This window comes from Syntrophobacterales bacterium (assembly GCA_019429105.1).
Classification (GTDB): domain Bacteria; phylum Desulfobacterota; class Syntrophia; order Syntrophales; family UBA5619; genus DYTH01.
On the sequence record JAHYJE010000001.1, the window covers coordinates 38,192 to 62,090 of the forward strand.

Consider the following 23,899-nt stretch of genomic DNA (forward strand, 5'->3'; position numbering starts at 1 on the left):
ACATCAATCCCAGGAAACTAAATGCCCCCAAAAACAGACAACAGAAACACCCCGCAAAAAAAGCCGGTTTTTCACTCCAGAAAACGTCGGGAAGAGTCCTCCCGCCGTTTGGGCCATGAAAGGCCGCATCCCCGGATGAAACCGGAGGCAGAGCCGCTTTTGAAACCTATCTTTGCCAAAATAGGCAAGCCCCCTGCCGCCGAATTCCGCCCCGACCCCTTTCAACGGGAGGCAATCGAGGCGATCCGGGAGGCGGACTGCCTCGTTGCCGCCCCGACCGGCTCCGGAAAAACATGGATCGCCACCGAGGCGATGCGCACCGTGTTCGCAAACGGCCGCCGCTCCTGGTACGCCTCCCCTTTGAAGGCGCTCAGCAATTCCAAATGGGTGGAATTCGGCGAGCTTTTCGGAATGGAAAACGTCGGGATCGTAACCGGCGATACCAAGGAAAATACCGCCGCCCCCGTTATTGTCGGCACCACCGAAATACTGCGCAACCAGCTCTACGACGCAATGCACAGCGGGAAGGACCTCAATTTCGACCTCGTCATCCTCGATGAGGCCCATTTCCTCGGCGATCGCGACCGGGGGGTCGTCTGGGAAGAGATCATGATCTACCTTCCTTCGCGCATCAACCTGTTATTGCTTTCCGCAACGATCGGCAACGCTGAAGAAATAGCCGGCTGGCTGTCCTCCATCAGAAACAAACCCTGTCGCGTGATCCGGGAGGTCAAGCGGCCGGTTCCGCTCTATCCTCTTTTTCTGCACCCCTCCGGCCGTCTGATGCCGCTCATCGAGGGAAATCGACTTTTCGCCAAGATCGATGAATTCGTCAACCAGCGCCATGGACGTTGGGGGCGGGGTCTGCCGAGTTTTGGCGAGATGCTGGAGGTGCTCGAACATCACCATCTGTTGCCGGCGATATTTTTCCTTAAATCACGTTCCGAATGTGACGCCGCCCTCGCAATGTGTTCCCCCGCGACCGACTCGTCCGCTGATTTCGAGCGCGACCTCGCCGCCAGTCTTGAGGGCGCTCCCTACCTTCAGAACCATCAACAGCTCCATGAGCTCAAAACGGCCCGCGTCGCCGCCCATCATGGCGGGCAGCTCCCCGCCTGGAAATTTTTTGTCGAAACAATGATGAAAAACGGTCACCTGCGGGCGATTTTTGCGACATCAACGGTCGCCGCAGGGGTAAATTTCCCCGCCCGGACGATTGTCCTGCTGAACTCTGACCTCTTCAACGGCAGCGAGTTTTCCCCGCTGAGCGGCACGGAATTTCACCAGATGACCGGGCGGGCCGGAAGGCGCGGCCAGGACCGAATCGGCTTCATGCTGACCATTCCCGGACGCTTCATGGACATGATCCACGTGCGCAAGCTACTCTTTCGCGAACCGGAGGCAATCGCAAGCCAGTTGCGCAGTGACTTCTCGATGGCTCTGAATCTGCTGCTTTCCCAGACGCCTGAGGACATTCGCAATATCTTTTCTCACTCCTTCGCCGCGTATCAGCGGAAACAGGGGAGAAAAGAACAAGGCGAACAAACTGATCTCTGGAGCGACTTCCAGCGCCACCTGAAGATGCTTAAGGATGAAGGGTTCGTCGGCGGCGATGAGCGCCTGACTGAAAACGGAGTCTGGGCCTCCAAATTGCGGCTCGACCAACCGCTCTTGATCGCCGAATGCCTGCGGCAGGGAGTCCTGCCGCGGAACGACGTGTATCTCTTTGCCGCCGCCATTGCCCCGTTCGTCTATGATGGCGATCAGGAGGCAACGTTAATAAAAAAGGATCTCCCCGGCCGGCTGACCCGCGCCTGCAACCGTGTTTTCAAGGCCGTTTCGCCCCTCTCGGAACGTCTGAAGGAGCGCGATTTTCCTGTATCTACGCTGACGCTCTGGCCGGCGGTGATCATTTATGAATGGGCAATGGGCGGCGCCTGGGACAGAATAGTCAAGAGAACGGGGATCGCCGAAGGAGACCTGGCGATGCTGATCCTGCGGACAGCCGACAACCTCCGCCAGTTGATGTCGCTGCGCGAGACACACCCGGAAATCGCGGCGCTCGCAGCGGGGGCAAGGGAGGCTATTCTCCGCGAACCGGTAATTTTTTAATTTGTCGCTTGACATCTCCCTGAAGTGCATTGTATAAGCCCCGCTTTCCGGACGGCTGCGGATGGTCGGGTTAAATTAATGAGACCAAGCCGATAAAGATAGATTGTCCCCATCGTCTAGAGGCCTAGGACATCAGCCTTTCACGCCGGTAACCGGGGTTCGAATCCCCGTGGGGACGCCAATATGTGCGGGGGGTTATAAACATAACCCCTCACCTTTTCACCCGGACGCAAGTCCGGACGCAAAACGCCCCCGAAGATGCCCTCTCCGGGGTTTTTTATCTCTTTGATTTTGCCGCTATCCAAAATGCAGTTCCGTAAGTCAAAAGAGAGGGCAGGCCCTGACATGAGAAAAACCTTACCGTCCATCATCCTCTTCCTTCTCATGTTCGTTCCCGGTGCCGATGCAGGCTTCCATGAGGAACTCCGCATGGAAAACAGCCATTTCGTCATCCGTTACACGGCGGGCGACGAAGGGCTTGCCGGGAAGCTGAAGCGCGAATCCCTCCGCATCCGGGAGAGGGTCATCGCTGATATCGGCAGGGATTTTACTGAAAAGACGGAGATACTTCTCTGCCCTACGCTGGAAACATTTCGGGAAGTCCAGCCGGGCGGGGCCTCGGTTCCGCTCTGGAGCATTGGGGTTGCCTATTTTGCGGAGAATGTCATTGTCCTGCTTTCGCCTCGGGCAATCAAGGGGAGCAGGATCGACCCCGTCGCTGTCTTTGCCCACGAGTTTAGCCACATAGCGCTGGGACGAGCCCTCGCGGGGGTGACTGTTCCGACGTGGCTGAACGAGGGACTGGCGATGTACGAGGCAAGGGAGTGGACCTTTTCCCGAACCTCTGTCCTGACAAGAGCCGCCCTGATGGGCCGGCTCATACCGCTGCGTACTCTCACCCTGTCGTTTCCCTCTGAGCAGGAGCCGGCAGAGCTGGCCTATGCGGAGGGCTTCATGTTTGTATCCTTTCTCATCAACAAGTTGGGGCAGGAGGCATTCCAGCGGCTGATCCGGGACTACACCCGCTACGGGGATCTGGAGGGGGCGCTCCGGCGGGGGACCGGAATGGACATCGCCACGCTGGAGGAACGTTGGTTAGTCTATCTGAAACTCCGCGTCTCCTGGATCCCGATCATCACGAGCGTTTCGACGTTCTGGTTCATTGCGGCGCTCATCTTCGTTTACGGGTACGCACGGAAAAAGCGACAGGCAAAACTGCGCCTGAAAGAAATGGAAGAGGAAGAGGAATCAGAAGAGTGGCCTCCCGGCGGCTGAGCAACGAGCCTCAATTGCAGTTACTGCTCAATCTCCATGATCTTTATGCCCTTGCTCCAACCTGCTTTGCCAGTTCTGACATTTCTGCAGGACTGGCTATGCTGGAGCTGGAAGACAATCTTTCCCTGATATTCGCCATCCGGCTGAATCCTGTATCCGAGTATTGTTCCTCCATAAAACGATGGCTCCTGACGCTTTTTGTGAAAATAGATTTTGCCGCCAACCAATTTTTTCGCTTGCTCATCAGCCACTCCCCACGAACCGCTTTCCCATACGTCGTCTTTCAGCTTTACAAAGTGATTCAACGGTTCAACCAAATGGATATTCATTTCACCCTCCTTCACAAACCGATACAAAAGCCAATGCCCGTCATTTTCCTCCGTCAAAAAACGAAAAGCCCCGTCACATCATAAGAGACAGGGCCTGGAAGTCATTTTCACTTCCCTATTTGGGAAGCACTATTATTCAGCATTATTAGCCAATCAGTATGTTGACTGAAGCGTACTCCCATTCTAAACAAAGTCAAGGAATATTATCCTCATCAGTGTCCTGATTCTTCAGGGGTAAATCTTGATAGATATACAAAATTATTTCTTTAAAAGTTTCAGGCGCCATAACAACGCCCCAACCCTTCTGGGCTTGATAGATTCCATCGTATGCTGAATCGTGATAGCTCTTGATGCGATGAGGAATGTCTCGCTCGGCAAGAATGGAATCGAGAAGCTTTGCTTCAATTTCGTTATCCAAGATCAAAATCTTCTTAAACTGTTCCATCAATAGCTCCGTCAGATTGCCATTGTTAGAGTATCGGCCGATTCACACAACGATTTGTTCATATCATTATTACAGTCCTTTCCGCAATTATTCTTTCTCTATTCTTTCGTTTTATGCTATTGGTGAGTCGGCAAGGTTTTAAGCGCCATGACAAAGTCGGAGAGCCAAGCGGCAAAAGTGAAAGCCATCAAGCTAAATTATCGGGGGAAACAGGCCTGCTTGCCTAAAAAATATGACCAGCCTCTCTGAGATGCACAAACGCCTCGCGAGCGTCGCCGGGCTCCTCGTCTTCACCCTCTTGGCCGGAACAGCCGGATACAGAATCATCGAGGACTGGGCGCCTTTCGATGCGTTCTACATGACGGTGATCACCCTCGCCACAGTGGGCTACGGGGAAACGCACCCCCTCACCCCCGCAGGCCGGGTTTTCACCTTGTTTCTTATCTTAAGCGGCGTGAGCATCGTCGCCTACGCGTTTTCGACGCTCACCTCCATCATCGTGGAGGGGCAGCTGTCCGTTGTGCTAAAAAGGAGGCGTATGGAGAGGGAAATCGCAAAGCTTTCCGGTCACTACATCGTTTGCGGCGCGAGCCATTCCGCTCGGGTGATCATGGATGAACTGGGAAAAACGGGGAGAACTTTCGTCGTGGTTGAACAGGACAGGGAGACCGCAGAGAGGCTAATCGCTGACGGCATCAAGGTTGTGGAAGGGGATGCGACGGAGGAGGAAACCCTGAAGCGCGCCGGGGTGATGAAGGCGACCGGAATCTTCGCTGTGCTGTCCACTGACCAGTACAACGCCTTTTTGGCGCTAACCGCCAAGGGCCTCAATCCCAATATCCGGGTAGTCAGCACCCAGAGAGAGCTGACGGTGCGTCACCAGCTCCTGCGGAGCGGCGCCGACAATGTCATCAATCCCCAGTACATCGGCGGACTGCGCATGGTTTCCGAGATGGTCCGCCCGGCAACGGTCGGCTTTCTGGATGCCATGATGCGGGAACGGAACAGCGTCGTCCGCTTCGATGAGGTTGCCGTCCCGGAAGGCTCTCCCTTTGTGGGAAGGCCAGTCCGCGACGTGAAGGGAGCCGAGGGCCATGCCCCCCTCCTTGTGGCGGTGTTGGAACAAGCGACAGGCAAGTACGATATCAATCCGGACTCCGAACGCCCCATCAAGGCAGGCGACCGGCTCGTCATGATCGGAGAGTCGGCGCAGCTCTTCGAGCTGAGGAAGCGTTTCGGCTAAAAAGGTGACAGATTAATTTTTATCTATACTTTGACCGTGAACAGGAAACGAAGAAAAAAGGACTGCGTGCCTCAATGCTAAGAAGACGCAACACGAAGAAATTTCTGGTGGCGCTTTCCCTCTGTTTGGCCTTCGCGACAGGCTGCGACACGCTGGAAACAACGGCTCCGCCAAGGCCCCTTCAGGGAGAGGCTCTCAACATCGGGCTGCTTCCCGAACACAACATCTTCAAGCAGATCAGGCGATACGAACCCGTCACCAACTATCTGGCAAAAAAAACAGGCGTCCCTATCCGGCTGAGGGTTCTCACGTACCGCGGCAATGTCATCGAAAACTTCCAGTTTTTGAAACTCGACGGCGCCTTTTTCGGGAGTTTCAGCTATTTGCTGGCACACGCGCAACTGGGCGTTACAGTCCTCGCCCGACCGGAATACCCCGACGGGACATCCTCTTATAATGGGCTCATCTTCGTCCGGAAGGACAGCGGCATACGCACGGTCCGGCAGATGCAGGGGAAACGGCTCGCCTTGGTGGCACGGGCAACCACTGCCGGGTATCTTTTCCCGTCGGTTTTCCTGAAGAGAGCAGGGGTCCGCAACCAAGCCGCCTTTTTCAAGGAAATCTACAATGCCGGAACCCATGAAGGAACGATCGACGACATCCTCGATCGCAAGGCGGACGTCGGGGTATCGAAAAATACCGTCTATCAACGGTTCGCCGCGGAGAATCCGCGGGTACACCGTGAACTGTTGATCCTGGAAAAATCCGACGATGTGCCGGAAAATGCGTTGGCCCTGCGGCAGGGGATCGCAGACTCCTTGAAAAAAAAGCTTGTTGACGCGCTGCTTGCCATGCACGCCGATCCGGAAGGGGCTAAAGTGCTCAAGGCCTTCGGGGCACGCCGATTCATCGTGACTACCGATGCCGACTACAAACCTGTAATGACATACGCGAGCGAACTGGGGATTGACCTCGCAGGCTTCAAATTTCCCGCAGAAGAATGAAGAAGCGAATACTTATTGGACTGGGGATCGGATCGCTCCTTTTCATGTTGCTCGGCGCCTACATCATCGTCACCGTCGAAAGGGCAACCTCGCGACTCGACCAACTGGTCCAATTGCATCAAGTCGAAATACTGCGGGAGCATCTGCTGCTGCAAATCAAACGGGTGCAGACCGACCTTGCCTGGCGCGGCACCCGCTACGCCAGTGGCGTCAACACCATCGTTGCACACGGCATCCAGATGGGAAAGATGGTCGACCGTTGCTTCCAATGCCACCACTCGCCGCAGGTCATGGAAGATCTGGTCGGCCTGAAGGGTCAAACGGAGCAATATGAGGACTTTCTGAGCCACGTTCTGACGCTCGACGCGAGCCGCGCCCGGCGGGAAGCGGAGCAGGACGAGGCTGTCCGGAGGGGCCGGGAACTGATCGCAAAGGTTAACGGCATCATCGCCTTGACGAGCAGAAACCTTGAGTCGAGCACCCGGGAGGTATTCCACCAGATCGCGATTACCAAAGCCATGCTCTTCATCCTGATCGCCATGGCCCCCCTCATCCTGATGACCCTTGGTTTTCTCTTCGTTCGGGCGCTGACCAGCCCTTTGAACATCTTGCTGGCTGCCGTACGGCATCTGAAGGGCGGCTCTTTGGACCATAGAATCGATGGTTTGAAGGACGAATTCGGAGAACTGGCGACCTCCTTCAACGAGATGGCGGGCTCACTCAAGGAGCAGATGCAGAAGATGCAGCGAACGGAGCAGATGGTGGTCGTGGGAGAGTTGGCGGCGGGGTTCGGTCACGAGGTCAGGAATCCCCTGGCGGGGATCAAGGCGGCGGTGAACCTGCTCTCGGAGGAATTGGTTCTGAACGAGGAGGACCGGGACATGTTCGCCCAGATTGTGGAGCAGGTAGGAAAGTTGGATACCCTGATGAAGGGCTTCCTGAACTTTACCAAACCTCCCAAACCGCAATGGGAGATGGTGAGTATCAACGGAGTTATGGAAATGACCATTGATTTTTATCTGGTTTCGCACGGCCCTTCCTCGCCGGCATCCTGCGGTATTGACATACGAAAGAGCATGGGAGATTGTCTTCCCCAGACAATGGCCGATCCAGTCAAGTTGCAGCAGGTATTTTTGAATCTGTTCCTGAATGCGGGCGACGCAATGCCGCAGGGAGGAACCTTGGCGGTGAGAACTCGGTACGATGCGTCCAGTGATTCGATCTGCATCGATATCAAGGATACGGGCAGGGGGATCGAACCGGAGATGTCGGCGCGGATATTCAGCCCCTTCGTAACGACTAAAGCTAAAGGCACCGGGCTCGGACTGGCGATCTGCAAGCAGATCATCGAGCAGCACGGCGGCGCCATTTACGCACAGAACGATCCCGCGGGAGGCGCCCTCTTTTGCATCGTCCTGCCCGTCAGGAAAGGTGAGGAGGAGGTGCGGGCGACATGGCAGTGAAGGGGAAGTTATTGATCATAGACGACGACGGCCTGATTCTCTCAGCCCTCACACGGTCGTTGAAGAAGCAGGGGTACGAAATCCTTGCCGACCAGCGGGGCCAGGACGCATTGGCCCTGGCCAAATCCTTCCAACCCGACGTAGTCCTGCTGGACATTAAACTCCCCGGTAAAAACGGGATTGAGATTCTGCAGGAGTTCACCGAAAACCGGATCACTGCGCAGGTCATAATGCTGACATCCGACGACACCGCCGAGACGGCAATCAAGGCGATGAAGCTCGGCGCCGTGGACTATCTGACCAAACCCTTCGACCTCGAGGAGGTTGAGATCGTTGTCCACAAAGCCATCGAAAAGGATCGGCTCGAACGGGAAGTCCAATGCCTCCGGCTGGCCAGCTCCGATTTTTCCGATAACCATTTCATCGGAAACGCAATTGCCATACAAGAGATCAAGGCGGAGGCAGCGAAAATGGCGGCCGCCAAGGTTTCCACGCTGCTGATCACCGGGGAAAGCGGCACAGGGAAGGAGGTTCTCGCCCGCCATATCCATCGGCTCCGTCACGGGGAGGAGGGAGCGCGTTGCGCCCCGTTTCTCCCGATAAATTGCAGCGCCCTGCCTGAATCCCTCCTGGAGAGCGAACTTTTTGGATATGAAAAGGGCGCCTTTACCGATGCCAAAGCCGAGAAAAAAGGCGTGTTCGAGCTGGCGAACAAGGGATCGATCCTGCTCGACGAAATCGGCGACATGAAGCAGGATCTCCAAAGCAAACTGCTGCGGATCGTCGAGCGAAAGGCGGTCCGGCGCATTGGCGGCGGGATGGAAATACCCGTCGATGTCACGGTTATGGCAACTACGAACCGGGATTTGACCAGGGCAATCGCGGCGCAGGAGTTTCGAATGGATCTCTATTACCGCCTGAATGCCTTTTCCATCCACCTTCCTCCCTTGCGGGAAAGAAAAGAGGACATCCCGGCGCTGGCCGGGCATTTCCTTTCCTGGTTCTGCAGGCGCTACAACAATACCTCTTTGAAAGGATTTTCGCGAGAAGCCGAGGAGCTGATGAAGGACTATCGTTGGCCCGGCAACGTACGGGAGCTGAGAAACGTGATCGAACGGTTCGTCGTGCTGGAAAAATCAGAGCTGATAAGGCCTGAGCAACTGCCTCAGGACATGATTCGACCTGCGGCAGCGGCAGAAGATCGCACAAAAGCAGCGTTTAGGCTGCCCGAAGGAGGAATTTCCCTCGACGATGTGGAAAAAGATTTCATCATCCAGGCACTGGAACGGGGAAACCGGAACAAGGTTGTCGCCGCGAAACTCCTGAACATCACGTATCAGTCCTTACGCTATCAGATTCAGAAATTTGGACTGGAGTGAGTTTTCTTTCCGCCCGGAGAGCAGGAGGGCGGCTATTGCCCTGGCAGAACCGCTGCGAGCGCTGTCATCAACTCTGCGCTGTCGAAAGGTTTCTCCATGAACCTCAGGGCGCCCGCCGCGAGCGCCCGCCGAACATTATCTTCCGACCCGTCCGAACTGATAATGACCACCTTCGTGCCCGGCGAGATCCTCCGGATTTCCTGCATCAGATCAAGACCGTTCGCATCCGGCAAGTGGATGTCCAGGAAAACGAGATCGTAAAAGGTTGCGCGCAGCTCAGCCAGCGCGTTCTTGCCGTCCTCTGCGATCTGATGGGCAACGTTCCTCTTTTCGAGCATCCGCCCCATCCCCCAGCATAACAGTTTATTGTCGTCCACGATCAGGACCTTCAGGGAAGCCATGAAGGTGATGACGCAATTACCATGCCGCCCTTGTCATCTCCTTTTCGATACTCTCTCCAGTCCAACCGACAACTGCATCCATCACGCAAACGCTATAACGTCGCTTGTTGAAATCAGCAAGTTGCTGGTTCATTTCAACAGGTAAAAAGCGGCGGTGACGACATCCATTTATGAACATCAGGTTTCGCTTTCAGAAACTGGCGTATAACCGACCGCTTCTTGACATCTTTGCATAGAGAGAAAACTGGCACGCCGGATGCATTGAGGGCCTTGATGTCGTTTGAGGTGGAGCGTCCACCGTCAGCGCAAAACTAAGATGAGGAGAATAATTATGAAAAGAAGAATGGCATTTTTTATCGCTATTGTGGGTATCTTCCTTGTAACCTCCACTTATACCGCCTGCACAATGGTAGCGAAATCCGATTCTGCCGCACCCGCGCCTTCCGCAAACGCCAAGTGCTTCGCCTGTCACAGCAACAAGAATCTGGCCATGAAAGTCGGCAGCGAAAGCGTGCCGCTTTACGTGGATGCGGCCGCCTACGCCGCGGGGAAGCACGGCAAGGCCGAATGCCTCTCCTGTCACACGGGAATGAAACCTACGCCGCCGCACAACGCCAAGCGCACTTACGGCAGTTGGGCGCGCTTCAGCGCCAAGAATGCGGACACGACCAAGACGCGCAATTTCTACGTCGTTGATGGCAGCGCCTGTCTCGCGTGCCATAAGGATGCCCGCTACGCGGCCTTCATGAAGAGCGAACATGCGACCATCAAGGATATGATATTCGAGGCGGACGGCAAGCCGCGCGTCGCGCAAAAAATCAAGGGTACGGACGGCAAGGTTTATACCATTAACGAAACCTTTGCCGGCAACGAAGCCGACTGCAGTCGCTGCCATATTCGGACCAATTGCGGCACCTGCCACTGGAAAACTCAGATCAAGCAAAAGAAGGCAGGCAACGTCATCGATCTGTGGACAAAGTACGACAAGGAAAGCGACACTGCCAAAGCCGCGATGACCGAATCGGCAATGGACTGGACCGTGAATGTCGCCTCGCATGAATTCCTCGGCAAGGCCGCGCTGACCAAATCCAACGACATCTGCGCCGCGTGCCATGTCGGCTACTACCAGGGCGACAAAACCAAGGCCGCAATTGGCGTCCACGGCACAGGCATCCGCCGCCACCCGCAGGTGCCGGAGTTGCAACTTTCAGCCAAACGCGGGGTGCATAAATCCATGCAACTCTGCACGGATTGCCATACCGAACTGCACGATATCCTGCTCAAGAATACGGAACAGGGCGGCCGAACGGGCGGCAAGACGCAGTGCGTGAACTGCCACGCGGACAAGGCAATGAAAACCCTCCACAAGGATGTTACTTGCGCGGGGTGCCATGACGCGGAGTTGGGCGTCCAACGCGACGCTGAAACTAAGATGGTTGTCCCGATGGCGGTCAAACACCTGGTAATGGAGTCGTGGCCTTCCCACAATCTGACCAGAGAGGTCAATTGCCAGAAGTGCCATGTTGCCGGCAACAAGGTCGGCGCATCACAGAAAGTAAGTCCGATTAAGATACACTGAGCGCTTTGTATTTTATAAAGGCGAATGGCATCAACCCCACGGGGCGGGGGAGAACTCCTGCCCCGTGGGGTTTTACCGACGGCGCGAAAAAGGGATCATATTTGTTATTATCCCGCTGACGTAAAAAACGGAAATTAAAAGTTCCTCTTGCGCCTCCGCTCGCATCACTGATTTTTCTCCTCGGCATCATCCAAAAGGAGATCGGTTGCATCCGCCGTTGGCATAACCTCCACATCCTTAAGCTTTCTTCCGATCGCCCTCGACCGCGTCTGCGCCTGCTCGATCGTCTCCGACGCCTCGTGGATCTTCTTTTGCACCCGGGACAGTATCTCCCCGTATTTAGACCACTCCGTCTTTACCGCCGCGAGCAGTCGCCAAACCTCCGCCGAGCGCTGCTGGATCGCCAGCGTTCGGAAACCCGCCTGCAGGCTGCTGAGGAGTCCCCAGAGGGTGGTCGGGCCGGCAATCGCCACCCGGAATTCCCGCTGCAACTGTTCGACAAGGCCGCCCCGGCGGATCACCTCGGCAAAGAGCCCCTCCGTCGGCAGAAACATGATTGCAAAATCGGTCGTTTGCGGCGGATTCAGATACTTTCCCGCAATGTCGGCGGCGCAGCGCCGGACGCTGCTTTCCAATTGCTTTCCGGCAGCTTCTGCGGCTTCGGCGTTGCCCTCCTGCTGGGCGTCAACAAGTCGCTGGTAGTCCTCAAGGGGAAATTTCGCATCGATCGGAAGCCAGACAATCTCATTTTTGTCAGCGCTTTGCCCGGGCAGCCTGATTGCGAATTCGACCCGTTCGCCTCCGCCTTTTGTGGCCACATTGGCTGAGTACTGATTCGGGGCGAGCGCCTGCTCCAGCATCGCCCCCAACTGCACCTCGCCCCACGTCCCCCGCACCTTGACGTTCGTCAGTGCCCTTTTCAAATCGCCGACGCCGGCGGCCAGGGACTGCATCTCGCCCAAACCCCGGGAGACCTGTTCGAGACGCTCTCCCACCTGCTTGAATGACTCGCCCAGCCTCTTTTCCAGGGTTCCCTGGAGCTTTTCGTCCACTGTTTCCCGCATCCGCTCAAGCTGCCGGGCGTTGTCCTCCTGAATTGTCCCCAAGCGCCTCTCCACCACTTCCCGGAGCAGCGTGAGCTTCTGCTCGGTTGTCCGAGTTAACGTGTCGAAATGACCATACAGCGTATCTCCGACCCCTTTGAGCGTGCCCGCCATCTCCTCCCGCGCCTGCCGAAGCGCCAGGAGCGTCTCCTCGCGATTTCGACCGAGCTCGACGCCTACGGCCCGCTCGGCCCGCTCCGACAACTGTGAAAGCAGGAGGAGTTCCTGTCTGAGACTGACAATTTCTCCCGAGACTTTACGAAAAAGCAGAAAAAACAAAACGAGGATGATTAAAAACAACCCCGCGCCGCTTGTGAGCATCAAATCCTCCATAATCTCTTCATCACCGCCGTTTTAATGAATTCTCTAACTGCAATCCCCGACTAAGCAAGGGGGAAAGCCAGGTTATTTTCAATCTGCCGGTCGGGCCGGCGCCTCGCCTGGCCTGTTTTCACACTTCTTTGTGACGGCGCACCACCGTGGCTGTTTCATCGTTTCGTCATGCGCCGCACTGCCCAGCGGACAAGAAATGCCAGGGCAACCAAGATAAAGGCAAATAATGCGACGGCGCTTACGGTGATCCAGCCGGCGCCCTCCAGGAGGCGGACGGGGTTCCACGACGGCGCAGAAACGCCCCGCCGGTCGGGATTCCGGTATTCTCTCGGCAGCTCCCCTACCCCGTCTTTGTTGCTGTCCGGCAGCGATTGGAAATAGGAAGTCAGAGCCGCCCATTCTTTCAGTTCCTGAACGCCGGTTTTTTCGGCATCTGCGTCTATTCTCAGCAGTTTCATATCGGATACCGGCTTTCCGGCTGCGTCCTTCGGCGTCAGTTTTATCAAACCGTGCGACGCCCGGGTCACAAACCCGAGCATTCCCGCCGTATAGGCATTCACGCAGATGCGGTAGAGCTTGTCGGCAACGAGCGGAACGAAAGCGCCGTTTTCGTCCTGGACGGCGATCGAGACTACGCGGTCAAAGGGAACGCGGTGCGGATTCCAGGAAAACCGGACGCCGGCGACCTGCATATAGGCGTCGGGCTTCAGCGACGCTATCGTCGGCTGCACCTCGAGCATGCTGGCGATCTCTTTTCCGGTCAGATAAACCGACAAAAGCGGGTAGCCGGGCCGGCCATCCATCCCCAGTCCCAGGGGCAAAACCTTGAAGACATCGGCAACACTGATTTTTCCTGCCAGAAAAGTATCCCTGATCTGGCCGTCGGTGGTCAGCGCGATATCAATATGCCGGTAATCTTTACCCTCCGCCTGCCGCACCGCAAAACGAAAGGCGTCCGCGATCATGTTCCCGATCCCGTTTTCCTGAAGCCTTGTCTGGTGATAGGCGGGAGAGGCCATATCGTAAGCGGTTTCGGCAACTATCTGGTCATGACTAAAATTGAACGAAGCGAAATACCGCTGATCGACCAGTTTTTTAAATATCTCAATTTTTCCGGCAATCGCCTTGTCTTCCGGAATCTCGGCGGAAGTTTTCTCCAAACGATAGGAAGAGACGACGACGCCCGTTTCCCGGGAAATGTCCAGATCAAGCGCCCCGAGATAGGCGCCGGAACTCCCTGACGAGACTATGACCGTCTTGCCGACGACTATCGGTTGCGGCAGGGTCGTATGGGTGTGACCGCTGATGACGACATCAATCCCGGGAACCTTTTCCGGCAGGAGCTCGTCCTCGGAATGCGACTTCACGGACTTTGTCCCGGAGTGGGAGAGGCAGACGACCAAATCAACCTTTTCCCTGGTGCGGAGAAGTTCAACCATTGCCCGGCTGCGCTCCACCGGGTCGGCGAAAGAGACAGGCTTCGCAAAGGGCATGTCATCCGCGGCGTCGCGCCCCATTATCGCGAAAAATCCAATCCGGATTCCGTTTATTTCCAAAACATTGTACCCGGAAACGGGGTATTCGCCAAAGGCAGCCTGCAGACTGTCATCCCGGTTGTCATCCTTGGCAAACGCCACATTGGAGGCGACAAGCGCCGGGAGCCGGCTTCCTTTCGCGCGGGCTGACCGGAGCATCGCGGCCAGCCCCGCCGGGCGAAAGTCGTAGTCGTGATTGCCCAGCGCGACGACATCGTATCCCATCTCCCCCATCAGGCGCAGCTCCAGGGCCTCCTCGCGAAACTCCGTATGAAAAGCCGTCCCCATCGAGAAATCACCCGCATCAACAAGAATGCTGCGCCCGGCCGCCTTTCCCCGTTCGCGCCCGATCAGGCTTGCCAGACGCGCGTAGCCGCCCTGCTTTTTGCGGCCGCCGTTTTCAGGAACAATATCAGGGAGAAAATGGGAATGGAGATCATGGGTAAACAGGAAGGTAAGCTTCTTTGCCTCTTTGCCCGGCAACCCGGCATCCCCGTAAAGCGCGCCGGGGAAAAATGACGGGACAAGAAACAAAACCAACAGGACGATCAAGAAACCGAATCTTTTCATGGCTTTTCTCTTTTCTGCAAATAATTGCCGCAAGATAACTTGCTCAGGTTGTTTGGACTGATAGCGCAACTTCCTTAGGGATGCAACTGCGATTTTAAGAAAACGGCGGAACTCTGAGTTTTGTGTGATCTCGCGTAGTTATTCACCGCCATCCCCCTAACCGCCTACAAAATGCCCATCTTCGCAGTTAAAAATCTCTTTTCGTACATCCCTTTGTCATTGACAGAACTTAACAGCAACCATATAGTACATTGGTTTTTTACGAAAGAGGGAAAGTCCGGACGGATGCGTGCAGGATGAACCAGAAAATTTTTAACCGGAGGAGCCAATTGCAAAACTCCCACATTCTGTCATTCCCGCAATGATTTTAAGCGGGAAAACGAAGTTTAATGTTCATAATCTGGTTCTAACTGCTTGAAAAACCGTATTCCCGATAGAAGCATTGTGTACATTAAGCTCCGCTTTCGGGAATGACAAATAGTTTTGCAATTGCCTCAGGGGAAAACGAGATACAGCATGATAGATTTTCTTTTCAATTTTATCGACCTCTTCCTGCACTTAGACAGGCATCTGGCCGATGTCCTGCAGTATTTCGGGGGCTGGACATACCTTGTCATCTTTCTTATCATCTTCTGCGAGACCGGCCTGGTCGTGACGCCGATACTTCCCGGCGACTCGCTGCTCTTCGGCCTCGGCGCCTTCGCCGCCAACCCCTACCTGAAGGGACCTCTGGGAGTGGAACTGCTCTTTATCGTCCTTTCCCTCGCCGCAATCGCCGGCGATTCAGTGAATTATGCAATCGGCCACTACCTTGGGCCGAAGGTGTTTCAGAAAGAGGACGGCCGTTTCTTCAAGAAAGCTTATCTCGAAAAGACCCATCAGTTTTATGAAAAACACGGAGGAAAAACGATCATCATCGCCCGCTTCATGCCGATTATCCGAACCTTTGCCCCGTTCGTCGCGGGCATCGGGCGGATGAGCTATTCCCGCTTCATCTCCTATAACGTAATCGGCGGCATCTCGTGGATTTCGCTGTTTATTTTCGGGGGCTATTTCTTTGGAAACATCTCTTTTGTAAAAGACAACTTCACGCTGGTTATAATCTCGATAATCATCATCTCCGTACTGCCCGGGGCAATTGAGTATTTCCGGCAGCGGCGCAAAACAGCATGAAAAATAAATATGAGGCTGCCTTCATGACAATCAAGACCAATCTTCAACGCGCCTTTTTTTTGCTGCTTGTCTTAGCGACGATGCTGTTTGTTACAGCGCCCGCCTTTGCCGCCAACGACAAAAGCGTCATCCGCCTCGGCAAAGACATCACGATAGAAAAAGGGGAGAAAGTCAGGCGGATTATAGCAATCATGGGTCAGATCACCGTAAAAGGCACGGTTGACGACAGCGTCCTGGCAATTGGCGGTTCGGTCGTACTCACAAAAACGGCTGTCGTAAAAGGAGATGTCGCCTCCGTCGGCGGTGTGATAGTAGTGGCAAAAGATGCCGAAATCGGCGGCAATCTGACGGAAATCAACTCCACAAACATCTACGAAACATTAATAAATTCAATAAACAGCCAATGGGATGGCTGGTCCTGGGTCTTCGCGCTCATTTCGCTTTCCATGCTGACTGTCATCCTGTGCATGGCGCTGCTGACGGCCGCGCTCTTGCCAAAGCAGGTAATAATGGTTTCGGAGGCAATCAGCGAAAACACCCTCAAGGTCATCCTGACCGGAGTTCTTGCCCTGATTGCGATCGCCCCGCTGGCGCTGCTTCTGACCATCTCGGTCATCGGCATCGCGCTGATTCCGCTGGAGGTGATCCTGGTCGTACTGACGGCCTTGCTCGGCTTCATTGCCGTAAGCCGTCTCATCGGCGCCTGGGCGCTGCGCCTCGCCGGCAAGGGAGACGCGGGCGTTGTCCGGCAGACATTCTGGGGCCTCGTTATTATCTGGATTATCGGCTGGATCCCCTATTTGGGCTGGATGATAAAGGCGATCTCCATCGTGATCGGGCTGGGGGCGGCATTGATAACCCGCTTTGGCACCCATCAGGGCTGGAAGGGCTTGCCCCAAAACTAAAAAAAAGCGCCTTTCGTAAGAAGGGGCGATAACTTTATAAGTTACTTAATTGAAAGGAGATTTCTTATGACAACAACTTTAAAGAACGAGGAAACAGCACGTCTTCCCAGGGGGGTTGCCCTGCTCCGGGAGCCAATGCTGAACAAGGGAACATCCTTCACCGCGGCAGAACGCGAAACTTTCGGGCTGCGGGGGCTGCTGCCGCCGAAGATTTTCACCCAGCAAGAAAGGGTTGACCAGGTGCTGGACCGTCTCCGAAAGAAACCCAATGATCTGGAAAAATACCTGTGCATTTCCGATCTCCGGGACCGTGACGAGCAACTGTTCTACCAAACCCTCATCAATCATGTCGAAGAAATTGCCCCCCTCGTTTACACGCCGACCGTGGGCCTCGCCTGCCAGGAATTCAGCAATATTTTTAGTTCCCCCCGCGGCATATACCTTACAAAATACGACCGCGGCCAAATCAAGAAGGTCCTTCAGAACTGGTATCGCGCCGTGCGGGTAATAGTCGTAACCGACGGCGAGCGCATCCTCGGCCTCGGCGATCTGGGGGCGAACGGCATGGGAATCCCGATCGGCAAATTGTCGCTTTACACGGGGTACGCCGGCATAGATCCCGACGGCTGCCTGCCGATTACCATCGACGTCGGCACAAACAACCAGGAACTCCTGCAATCGCCAAACTATATCGGGCTTCAGGAACCCCGCCTGCGGGGAGCAGCCTATGACGAACTGATCGATGAATTCATGGCGGCCGCGCACGAGGTTTTTCCGGAGGCTTTAATCCAGATGGAAGATTTCGGAAACGTTAACGCCTTTCGCCTGCTGCAAAAATACCGCGACCAATACCCCTTTTTCAACGACGACATTCAGGGAACGGCTTCCGTTGCGCTGGCTGGCGTTCTCTCTTCTCTGAAGATAACTGGGGGAAAATTAAAGGAACAGCGCCTGCTTTTTCTCGGCGCGGGAGAAGCGGGAATCGGCATGGGCAGCCTTATTGCCTCGGCAATGGCCCTGGAAGGAATGTCCGAGGAGGAAGCCCGGCGCAACTGCTGGTTTGTCGATTCCCATGGACTGGTCGTCAAGAGCCGCCATGATTTGGCCGAGCACAAGCTTCTGTTCGCGCATGACTATCCTTTCCAGCCGGATCTGCGGTCGGCTATCGAGTCGCTCCGGCCGACGGCGCTCATTGGCGCTTCCGCTCAAGCAGGCGCTTTCACGGAGGAAATTCTGCGCCTCATGGCAAAAATCAATGAAAGGCCGATTATCTTCGCGCTTTCCAACCCCACATCCAAGTCGGAATGCACCGCCGAGACGGCCTATCGTTGCACGGACAAACGCGCCGTTTTTGCAAGCGGAAGTCCCTTTCCACCTGTCGTGATCGATGGCCAGACATTCGTCTCGGGACAGTCCAATAACGCCTACATTTTCCCCGGAGCGGGCCTCGGCATCGTCGCCTCGCGGGCCACCTCCGTCACCGACGAAATGTTTGCCGCGGCAGCGCGTTCGCTGACCGACCAGGTCACGCAGGCGGACCTGGACATGGGACGTATCTTTCCCTCCCTGGCGCTTATCCGCGAGGTGTCGTTCAATATCGCAGTGGCCGTCGCGAAAATCGTCTTTGCCCGCGGCCTGACTAAAATGAAGGAACCGGATGACCTGGGCGGCTTCATCAGGGCCTCGATGTACGATCCGACTTACCGGCAGTACGCATAGAAAGAGAACAGGCACAAGCGCATGAGCAAACTTTTCGGCACCGACGGCATTCGGGGGGTGGCAAACAAAGCGCCGATGACGGCGGAGATGGCGCTGAATATTGGCCGCGCCGTCGCCCATCTGCTTGACAGGGAAGGACATGCGCCCCGCATTGTCATCGGCAGGGACACCCGCATTTCCGGGGACATGCTGGAAAATGCGCTTGTCGCCGGGCTCTGCTCCATGGGCGCGGATGCAATAGTCGCCGGGATTCTTCCCACCCCGGGGGTAGCTTTTCTTGCCGGCAGTCTCCGCGCCGCTGCGGGAATTGTCATCTCTGCTTCCCATAACCCCTACGAAGACAATGGGATAAAGATATTCGGCAAGGGCGGGTTCAAGCTTCCCGACGAAACGGAGGCGGCGCTCGAGGAGCTGGTATCCGCCGAAAAAATCCCGGCCCTCGTCCCCTCCCCCGCCAAACTTGGCAGGGTCTCCCGAATGGACGATGCACCCGGCCGCTATACGGCCTTTCTGAAACAATCCTTTCCCCGCGAACATTCGCTCGCGGGGATGAAGCTGGTTCTGGACTGTGCAAACGGGGCCGCTCATCGCGTTGCGCCTGACGTCTTTTCCGAACTGGGCGCCACAACGACAACCCTGTTCAACACGCCGGACGGCAAAAACATCAACCTCCGCTGCGGCTCCCAGCACCCGGAAAAACTGGCGAAAAAGGTAGTGGAAGAGGGCGCCGACGCCGGGTTTGCCTTCGACGGCGACGGCGATCGCGTGATTGCGGTGGACGAAAAAGGCCATGTTCTCACCGGGGACCGCATGCTCGCGATCTGCGCCAAGGTCATGAAGAATGAGGGAAAATTGACCAATAATATCGTCGTTCGGACGGTGATGAGCAATACCGGTCTGCGGATCGCCTTGGAATCCTTGGGGATAGACTCCGTCATCACCGGGGTCGGCGATCGGCTCGTTATCGAGGCGATGAAAGCGAAAGGGGCAGCGCTGGGGGGAGAGGATTCCGGCCATCTGATCTTTCTCGAACACCACACAACCGGCGACGGGATTATCACCGCCCTGCAGGTGGCGGCGGCAATGAAAAAGGCAGACCAACCCCTCTCCCTGCTTGCTGAAATAATGCATGTATTTCCCCAGGTTCTCGTCAATGTGCATGTAAAATCCAGACCTGAACTAGAAACAGTCCCGGCGATCGCCGCCGCGATCCGCCAGGCGGAGGAGCGTCTCAGGGATCAGGGCCGCGTGCTTGTCCGCTACTCCGGCACGCAGCATATCTGCCGGATCATGGCAGAGGGGCCAACCCAGGAAGAAACCGAGCAGATCTGCCGCACGCTCGCCGCCGTGATTGACCAAAGCCTGAACGTTTGACTCCGGAATCCCTCCGGGGTGCATTTCCAACTTGAAGAAGCAGTTTCATCTTTCCCCGTCGCCCACAGTATTTTATTGGCAGCGGGCATATCTTATGCCTGGAAATATCGGAAAAGCGATGAGCAAAGGGGAAAATTGTCAAAGATTAATGCGGGCTAATTAGCGTAAGGAACCAGCCATGAAGGAAGCACTGAACGCACAACAGCGACACTGGGACAAGACATTTTCCGAGACAGCCGACATGTTCGGGGCCAAGGCCAGTGAACCGGCACAAGATACCGCAGAGCTTTTAAAAAAAGAAGGGAAGCAAAGAATCCTCGAATTAGGCGGAGGCCAAGGCAGAGATACCCTCTTCTTCGCCGGAAATGGTTTTCACGTGGATGTCCTCGATTATTCCGAGGCCGGCGTAAATGCCATCATGGACAAAGCCGCTCAGTCAGGCTTATCCGCGCTCGTTTTCGCCCAAAGCCACGATGTCCGCAAACCTCTCCCCTTTGCCGACGAGACATTCGATGCCTGCTACTCGCACATGCTTTATTGCATGGCGCTTACAACCTCCGAACTCGAAGCTTTATCCGGCGAAGTGCTGCGAGTGCTGCGCCCGAATGGGCTTCATGTCTATACGGTGCGCAACACGAACGATTTTCATTATGGCAAAGGCATTCACCGGGGCGAGGATCTGTACGAAGTTGGGGGTTTCACAGTCCATTTCTTCAGTATGCAGAAGGTTGAGCAATTGGCGAAGGGCTATGAACTGCTCAACGTTACTGAATTCGAGGAAGGAGCCCTTCCCCGCAAGCTTTTCCGCGTAACGCTCAGAAAGGGGTAACGTTCTATTTGTTTTTTGCCCTCCCATCTGATATTGAAAACGCGTTTTTGAATGAACCAAAAACAGACGAAAAACGGGGTTTGAACATGCTCAACCGCATCGAGATTGGTTTTAAAAACGGGATCCGGGAAGCCCTCGGCGAGAAGATAAAAGAGAGAATTATCAGCCACCTGAGGATAGACGTCGCCTCGGTGCGGACGTTCGAGATCTACACGCTCGACGGCGAGCTGGACCAGGAAGAGCTCGAAAAAGCGGCGGGCGGCCCCCTGTCTGATCCGGTAGTTCAGAATTATGCGATCAACAGCTCAAAAACAGCCGGCTGCGACTGGTTCATCGAGGTCGGCTTCCGTCCCGGCGTCACCGACAATGTCGGGAAGACCGCCGGCGAGGCGCTTGCCGTTCTCACCGGCAAAAAGGTGCGAGTCTATACGTCGCGACTGTACGCAATCAGCGGAGTCCCCCTGTCCGCTCTTTCCCAAAAAGACGCCGCCAGGATTGCCTCGGAACTCCTCGCCAACGACCTCATCCAGCGTTACGATATCTACCCCGGGACGGCCGGAGAACCAGGCGCCCGGATAAAGCCCTATATCCCGCAGGTAATAGGCGCCGACCTTCCCGGAACGACGGAGATAGACCTGAACATTTCCGACAGCGAATTGGCGAAGCTCAGTCAGGAACGGCTCCTGGCGCTCTCGCTTGAAGAGATGAAAATCATCCAGCGCCATCTGCAAGACGAGACCTTTGTCGCCCGCCGGGAGGCATTGGGACTCTCCGGCAAAATAACCGACGCGGAGCTGGAGTGTCTGGCGCAGACCTGGTCCGAGCACTGCAAGCACAAGATATTCAACGCCAAAATTATCTATGATGACGGAAGCGGCGCGCCCCGGGAGATAAATTCCCTTTTCAACACCTGCATCAAGGGCTCGACCAACGAGATCAGAAAACGGATGGGCGCAAACGACTGGTGCCTCTCCGTCTTTTCCGACAACGCCGGGATCATCCGCTTCAATGACGACTGGAACCTCGTCTTCAAGGTTGAGACGCATAATTCCCCCTCCGCCCTCGATCCGTACGGCGGGGCGCTCACCGGCATCGTCGGGGTAAATCGCGACCCGTTCGGCGCCGGCCGGGGGGCAAAGCTGATCTTCAATACCGACGTCTTCTGTTTCGCCCCGCCCGAATACGAAAAACCCCTGCCGGCCCGGATCCTTCACCCGCGCCGGATCTTCGAGGGGGTGCGCGAAGGCGTCGAGCACGGCGGCAACAAAAGCGGCATCCCGACCGTCAACGGCTGCATCGTTTTCGACGAGCGCTACCTCGGAAAACCGCTGGTCTATTGCGGCACGGGGGGAATCATGCCGGCCCGGATCCAGGGGGAATTGAGTCATCTGAAGACAATCCTGCCCGGCGACATCATCGTGATGACCGGCGGCCGCATCGGCAAGGACGGCATCCACGGGGCCACCTTCTCCTCCGAGGAACTGCACGAGGGCTCCCCGGTAACGGCGGTGCAGATCGGCGACCCGATTACCCAGAAAAAGATGACCGACTTTCTGCTTATCGCCCGGGATCGCAGCCTCTATCGGGCGATCACCGACAACGGCGCGGGGGGGCTTTCCTCCTCCGTGGGCGAAACGGCGGGAATCTCCGGCGGCTGCGAGCTCGACCTGGCCCGGGCGCCTCTCAAGTACCCGGGACTCGCCCCGTGGGAGATTTTGATCTCCGAATCCCAGGAACGGATGACGCTCGCCGTGTCGCCTGAAACAATTGATGAATTTCTCGCCCTGGCCCGGAAAATGGACGTCGAAGCCACGCCGCTCGGGCGCTACACCGATTCGGGATGGTTCCATGTCCGTTACGGGGAAAAGACCGTCGCCCTGATCGAGCTCCCCTTTCTTCACGACGGCCTGCCGCAGATGAACCTCCGGGCCGCCTGGAGGGCGCCGCGGCATCCGGACCCGGATTTCCCGCTCCCGGAGAATTTGGGCGCGGAATTGCGGAAAATGCTGTCGCGGCTGAACATCTGCTCGAAGGAGTTTGTTATCCGTCAGTACGACCATGAGGTGCAGGGGGGAAGCGTGGTCAAGCCGCTGACCGGCGTCTGCAACGACGGCCCCAGCGACGCCGCGGTTATCCGACCCCTGCTGGACTCCTTTGAGGGGATTGTCGTCGCCAACGGCATCTGCCCCCGCTACAGCGATCTCGACGCGTACGCCATGGCGGCGGCGGCCATCGACGAGGCGGTCAGAAACGCCGTCGCAACCGGCGCCTCGCTCGACATGCTGGCCGGCCTGGACAACTTCTGCTGGTGCGACCCGGTGCAGACCGCAAAGAATCCCGACGGGGACTACAAACTCGCCCAGCTCATTCGGGCCAACGAGGCGCTCTACGAACTGACTACGGCCTACGGCGTCCCCTGCATCTCGGGCAAGGACAGCATGAAAAACGACTACCAGATCGGGGATGTGCGCATTTCCGTTCCGCCGACGCTCCTTTTCTCGACGCTGGGGAAGATCGCCGATGTTCGCCAGGCCGTGACGATGGATGTCAAGAAACCGGGCGATCTGGTCTATATTTTGGGGAAAACGTATCGGGAGCTGGGCGGCTCGGAATGGTACGCCCAGCATGGGGCAATCGGCAACAGCGTCCCGCAGGTAAGGCCAAAAACGGCAAAATTGCTGTACCGGAGGCTGAGCCTGGCCATCCGGGAAGGACTGGTCGCCTCCTGCCACGACTGTTCGGACGGCGGTCTCGGCGTGGCGCTCGCCGAATCGGCTTTCGCGGGAGGTTTGGGTATTGACCTCGAGCTGGCAAAAGTTCCCGCAGAGGGGATCAGCCGCGACGATGAACTCCTTTTTTCCGAATCCCAGAGCCGCTTCGTTACGACCATCCATCCGGAGCAGCAAGAGGCCTTCGAAGCCATTTTGGGGGATTCCATCTTCGCCCTGATCGGGAAGGTTGCCGGGCAGGAACTGTTGACGATCAAGGGACTGACCGGAAACGCCATCGTGGAGGAAAAACTCTCCGTTCTGAAGGAGGCCTGGCAACAGCCGCTTGCCTCTTGACGGCCAGATCCTCCGAATGGCTGCACAATTCATCCGCCAAACGGAAACGACAGGCAGTTTGGC

The 23,899-nt window shown here is 56.2% G+C and carries 18 protein-coding genes and 1 tRNA gene; 14 read left to right on the forward strand and 5 right to left on the reverse strand.

What is annotated here, in order from left to right:
- Positions 1-21 precede the first annotated feature (21 nt).
- The 3 genes from K0B01_00195 to K0B01_00205 all read left to right on the forward strand — a co-directional run bounded on the left by K0B01_00195 (position 22) and on the right by K0B01_00205 (position 3,387).
- Positions 22-2,112, forward strand: coding sequence for a DEAD/DEAH box helicase (locus K0B01_00195; GenBank protein MBW6484562.1), 2,091 nt, complete (start codon positions 22-24; stop codon positions 2,110-2,112).
- A 105-nt stretch (positions 2,113-2,217) separates the two neighbouring features.
- Positions 2,218-2,293 (forward strand) — tRNA-Glu (locus K0B01_00200).
- Between the two features lie 164 nt (positions 2,294-2,457).
- A complete protein-coding gene (locus K0B01_00205; GenBank protein MBW6484563.1) occupies positions 2,458-3,387 on the forward strand; it encodes a hypothetical protein in 930 nt (309 codons plus the stop codon).
- Between the two features lie 20 nt (positions 3,388-3,407).
- Here K0B01_00205 and K0B01_00210 read toward each other — a convergent pair whose 3' ends face one another.
- Both K0B01_00210 and K0B01_00215 read right to left on the reverse strand, forming a co-directional pair.
- Positions 3,408-3,716, reverse strand: coding sequence for a hypothetical protein (locus K0B01_00210; protein ID MBW6484564.1), 309 nt, complete (start codon positions 3,714-3,716; stop codon positions 3,408-3,410).
- A 193-nt stretch (positions 3,717-3,909) separates the two neighbouring features.
- Positions 3,910-4,161 carry a hypothetical protein gene (locus K0B01_00215; GenBank protein ID MBW6484565.1) on the reverse strand — a complete coding sequence of 84 codons (252 nt, stop codon included), beginning with the start codon at positions 4,159-4,161 and terminating at the stop codon, positions 3,910-3,912.
- Between the two features lie 232 nt (positions 4,162-4,393).
- Here K0B01_00215 and K0B01_00220 point away from each other — a divergent pair, with 232 nt between their 5' ends.
- From K0B01_00220 to K0B01_00235, 4 genes are all read left to right on the forward strand, one after another.
- On the forward strand, positions 4,394-5,404 hold the full coding sequence (locus tag K0B01_00220) for a potassium channel protein (GenBank protein MBW6484566.1): 1,011 nt from the start codon (positions 4,394-4,396) through the stop codon (positions 5,402-5,404).
- 74 nt (positions 5,405-5,478) lie between these two features.
- Positions 5,479-6,408: a phosphate/phosphite/phosphonate ABC transporter substrate-binding protein gene (locus tag K0B01_00225; protein ID MBW6484567.1), complete on the forward strand. Its 930-nt coding sequence runs from the start codon at positions 5,479-5,481 to the stop codon at positions 6,406-6,408.
- Positions 6,405-7,871: a HAMP domain-containing protein gene (locus K0B01_00230; protein ID MBW6484568.1), complete on the forward strand. Its 1,467-nt coding sequence runs from the start codon at positions 6,405-6,407 to the stop codon at positions 7,869-7,871. The genes K0B01_00225 and K0B01_00230 overlap by 4 nt, the downstream gene beginning before the upstream one ends.
- Positions 7,862-9,250, forward strand: coding sequence for a sigma-54 dependent transcriptional regulator (locus tag K0B01_00235; GenBank protein MBW6484569.1), 1,389 nt, complete (start codon positions 7,862-7,864; stop codon positions 9,248-9,250). Before K0B01_00230 ends, K0B01_00235 begins: the two co-directional genes overlap by 10 nt.
- A gap of 32 nt (positions 9,251-9,282) precedes the next feature.
- Here the strand turns inward: K0B01_00235 and K0B01_00240 are convergent, their stop codons facing one another.
- Entirely contained in the window at positions 9,283-9,651 is a 369-nt protein-coding gene (locus tag K0B01_00240; GenBank protein ID MBW6484570.1) for a response regulator, read from the reverse strand.
- A gap of 331 nt (positions 9,652-9,982) precedes the next feature.
- Here K0B01_00240 and K0B01_00245 point away from each other — a divergent pair, with 331 nt between their 5' ends.
- A complete protein-coding gene (locus K0B01_00245) occupies positions 9,983-11,230 on the forward strand; it encodes a cytochrome c3 family protein (GenBank protein ID MBW6484571.1) in 1,248 nt (415 codons plus the stop codon).
- Between the two features lie 164 nt (positions 11,231-11,394).
- Here the strand turns inward: K0B01_00245 and rmuC are convergent, their stop codons facing one another.
- Both rmuC and K0B01_00255 read right to left on the reverse strand, forming a co-directional pair.
- Positions 11,395-12,666: a DNA recombination protein RmuC gene (gene rmuC, locus K0B01_00250; protein ID MBW6484572.1), complete on the reverse strand. Its 1,272-nt coding sequence runs from the start codon at positions 12,664-12,666 to the stop codon at positions 11,395-11,397.
- A gap of 155 nt (positions 12,667-12,821) precedes the next feature.
- The gene (locus K0B01_00255) at positions 12,822-14,771 is read right to left on the reverse strand and encodes a bifunctional metallophosphatase/5'-nucleotidase (protein MBW6484573.1); all 1,950 of its coding nucleotides are present in this window, start codon (positions 14,769-14,771) and stop codon (positions 12,822-12,824) included.
- A gap of 516 nt (positions 14,772-15,287) precedes the next feature.
- Between K0B01_00255 and K0B01_00260 the strand changes: the two genes are divergently transcribed.
- The 6 genes from K0B01_00260 to K0B01_00285 all read left to right on the forward strand — a co-directional run bounded on the left by K0B01_00260 (position 15,288) and on the right by K0B01_00285 (position 23,836).
- The gene (locus K0B01_00260; protein MBW6484574.1) at positions 15,288-15,944 is read left to right on the forward strand and encodes a DedA family protein; all 657 of its coding nucleotides are present in this window, start codon (positions 15,288-15,290) and stop codon (positions 15,942-15,944) included.
- Positions 15,941-16,849: a hypothetical protein gene (locus K0B01_00265; GenBank protein MBW6484575.1), complete on the forward strand. Its 909-nt coding sequence runs from the start codon at positions 15,941-15,943 to the stop codon at positions 16,847-16,849. The genes K0B01_00260 and K0B01_00265 overlap by 4 nt, the downstream gene beginning before the upstream one ends.
- Positions 16,850-16,915: 66 nt before the next feature.
- Positions 16,916-18,568: an NAD-dependent malic enzyme gene (locus K0B01_00270; protein MBW6484576.1), complete on the forward strand. Its 1,653-nt coding sequence runs from the start codon at positions 16,916-16,918 to the stop codon at positions 18,566-18,568.
- Between the two features lie 21 nt (positions 18,569-18,589).
- On the forward strand, positions 18,590-19,942 hold the full coding sequence (glmM, locus tag K0B01_00275) for a phosphoglucosamine mutase (protein ID MBW6484577.1): 1,353 nt from the start codon (positions 18,590-18,592) through the stop codon (positions 19,940-19,942).
- Between the two features lie 178 nt (positions 19,943-20,120).
- Complete coding sequence (locus tag K0B01_00280) at positions 20,121-20,771, forward strand: class I SAM-dependent methyltransferase (protein MBW6484578.1); 651 nt, start codon at positions 20,121-20,123, stop codon at positions 20,769-20,771.
- Between the two features lie 86 nt (positions 20,772-20,857).
- Positions 20,858-23,836 (forward strand): phosphoribosylformylglycinamidine synthase, encoded by a 2,979-nt coding sequence (locus K0B01_00285; GenBank protein ID MBW6484579.1) that lies wholly within the window; start codon positions 20,858-20,860, stop codon positions 23,834-23,836.
- The last annotated feature ends 63 nt before the right edge of the window (positions 23,837-23,899 follow it).